3 protein-coding genes are annotated in these 2,873 nt (G+C 24.5%); all 3 read right to left on the bottom strand.

Annotated elements, in window-relative coordinates; translation table 4 throughout:
- Positions 1-94: 94 nt before the first annotated feature.
- The 3 genes from rpsO to truB all read right to left on the bottom strand — a co-directional run bounded on the left by rpsO (position 95) and on the right by truB (position 2,256).
- Positions 95-361, bottom strand: coding sequence for a 30S ribosomal protein S15 (gene rpsO, locus EHU54_RS05255; RefSeq protein WP_400249325.1), 267 nt, complete (start codon positions 359-361; stop codon positions 95-97).
- A gap of 96 nt (positions 362-457) precedes the next feature.
- Complete coding sequence (gene ribF / locus EHU54_RS05260) at positions 458-1,345, bottom strand: riboflavin biosynthesis protein RibF (RefSeq protein WP_400249326.1); 888 nt, start codon at positions 1,343-1,345, stop codon at positions 458-460.
- A complete protein-coding gene (truB, locus tag EHU54_RS05265; RefSeq protein ID WP_400249327.1) occupies positions 1,345-2,256 on the bottom strand; it encodes a tRNA pseudouridine(55) synthase TruB in 912 nt (303 codons plus the stop codon). The genes ribF and truB overlap by 1 nt, the downstream gene beginning before the upstream one ends.
- Between the last annotated feature and the right edge of the window lie 617 nt (positions 2,257-2,873).

Consider the following 2,873-nt stretch of genomic DNA (forward strand, 5'->3'; position numbering starts at 1 on the left):
TTTAAAAATATTTATAATTATTTTAATAGGTTATGCAAGAAGTCTATTATACTCCATATTAAACTTTAGAAAAAAAGGTTAAAAACCTTAAACCTTATTTTCTAATTCCTAATGTTTCAATGATTGCTTTATATTCATTAAAATTAGTTTTGGTTAAATATGCAAGCAAGTGTTTTCTTTGTGCTACTTTTTGCAATAAACTTCTTCTTGATACAATATCTTTTCGATGTACTTTTAAGTGTTCGGTTAAATTATTAATATCTTCTGTTAAGATTGCAATTTGAACTTTTGTTGAACCAGTATCTTTGGCATTTTGACCAAACTTTGTAACTAATTCTGCTTTTTTTTCTTTTGAAACCATTATTATTTTCTCCCTTCATTTAGTGGCTTATTATGTTAAAACAAAGAATTTAAGAAAGGGTTATCTTAAATCAACGAAATAACAACCTTATTAATATTATGCTTTTTTAGCAAAAAAAGCAAGGGTATTAACTAAATCTTGTTCTAAAAGCGTAACTAATTCTGCTAAATTATTAATTTTAATATTTTCTCGAAGATATTTTTTAAAATAAACAATGATTTCCTGACCATATAAATCCAAATTAACATTTAGCAAATATGTTTCAACAACTTCTTTCCCTTCAAATAACCGATAAGATGTCATTGAAGGATAAAGTTTACCTTGTGCTAATGTTTTTGTTACATAAACACCATAGGGTAAAATTACTTTTTGTGGCAAATAAATATTTGCCGTTGGAAAATTAATTGTTCGTCCTAATTGTTTTCCTGGTTTTACTTCTCCACGTAAATTATAATCTTCATACAATAATTTATTTGCTGATGCTAAATCATATTTTAATAAAAAATTTCGAATTGTTGTTGAAGAAAACAAATTATCTTGGCGAGTAATTAAATAAACATTTTCTTGACCAAAAAAAGCAATAATATCATTAAAATCCCTTTCACGATTTTTTCCAAACCGAAAATCAGAGCCAATGATAATTTTTGTAACATTAAATTGTTTTTTTAAAATTGTTAAAAATTGTTGTGCAGATAAATTTATAAATGCAGTACTAAGCGGCACTTCTAAATAATAATCAAATCCTAATTTTTCAACAATTTGTTGTTTTGAATGATTATCTACTATTTTTGTATTTGTTTGTTGTAAAAAATCACTAACACTTTGTGACATAGTAAAAAATAATGTTGCAAGGTTATACTGTTTTTTAATCTCCATTAAACGTGTAATTAATTTTAAATGACCTTGATGAAACCCATCAAACAAACCTAAACAAGCAACTTTTGGTTTTTTATCACTTGGTTTATTTCATACTAAAGTTTTCATTAATAATGATTATCCTTCTCTCTGTCATCTTGGTTTTTAGGTTCAATATGTCCTCATAGTCCACGTTGACAGGCATAAACATGTTTTCCAATATGTTTATAAATTGCTAAAACATTTTTATTTTTATCAATAATAAAAATAATTGGGTCAGTATGATTAATAATAACAATAGGTTTTCCTTGCCGAATTTCTTCATCATGATGATAAAGTAATAATTGTTGATTATTAATAAATAAAGCATCATACATCGATATTAACTCATTAAAATTTACTGCTTCAGGGTTAATTGCTTTAGATAGCATAAAATTTCCTGATTGCGTACGGCATAAAACTGTAACAGTAGCAATAGTATTGAATTTTGCCGCAATATCAGTCACTAAACTTCTAATATATGTTCCTTTAGTACATAACACACTAAATTTAATTGTATGATTATGTGCATCATATTTTTTTAATTTAATTGTCTTAATTGTAACAGTTCGTGGTTTAATTTTTACTTCTTTATCTTGGCGTGCATACTCGTAAAGTTTTTTACCATTAACTTTAATAGCAGAATATTTTGGTGGATATTGTTCATACATAAATCCATTAAATTCATTAAAGATTTTTTTTAATATTTTCTTTTGAATCTTAAATGGTGCTGTTTCATTAAGCACATTCCCAGTAATATCACCAGTATCTGTCTCAACAAATAATCGCATTTCAACATCATACGCTTTATCTGCTGTTAACAAATATTCACTCATTTTCGTAGCATTATTCACTAAAACAACTAATAATCCTGTTGCTAATGGGTCTAATGTTCCTGCGTGACCAATTTTATTAATCTGCAATTTTTGTTTAATTTCTTGAATAACCTGATTACTTGTTTCTCCTGTTGGTTTATTGATTAAAAAAATACCGTCATGCATAATACCACCCTACTTCCTGAAATATTATATCACTTTTTAATATATTCCTAACACTGATTAAAAAGTACCTTATTTTTATCGTATTTTTTATAAAATTAATTGATTATTAGAAAAATATAGTTTATAATATTTATGTATGAAAAATAAATATTGTTACATTTATATTTTTCTTAAATTATTCTAGCCTTTCCTTTTGTGCTAAAATTTGTATTTTGTGACAATATTTAAATCTAAAATAATCTTAAAGTTTGTTTTTCATACGTTTTTAAAAATTAATTGAAGTTTCTTATAGGCTGTTCATTTTTCTTCAATTAATTTTTTTATTTGTCTAAAACAAAAAAATTACTTTTAAAATCTTGCAATTTCAAAAATGTATGTTATTATTAAAAATGTCTTAAGTAGACAAATAAGTAAATCAAAATAAGAAAATTGGACATGTTAGGTAATCTTTATTTTTTAATAAAATAAAGCAACGAACACAGATAAATGTATTAAATACCTAAATAGCCTTTAAAATTAATAAAATATCTCAAAAAATATAAAAAATAGGACTAAAGTCTTATTTTTTATATTAGACTTCTTGCATAACCTAGTTATTTTAAAATTCCTATAAAATA

The sequence above is a fragment of the Spiroplasma sp. ald genome, assembly GCF_044714355.1.
Lineage (GTDB): Bacteria > Bacillota_I > Bacilli_A > Mycoplasmatales > Mycoplasmataceae > Spiroplasma > Spiroplasma phoeniceum.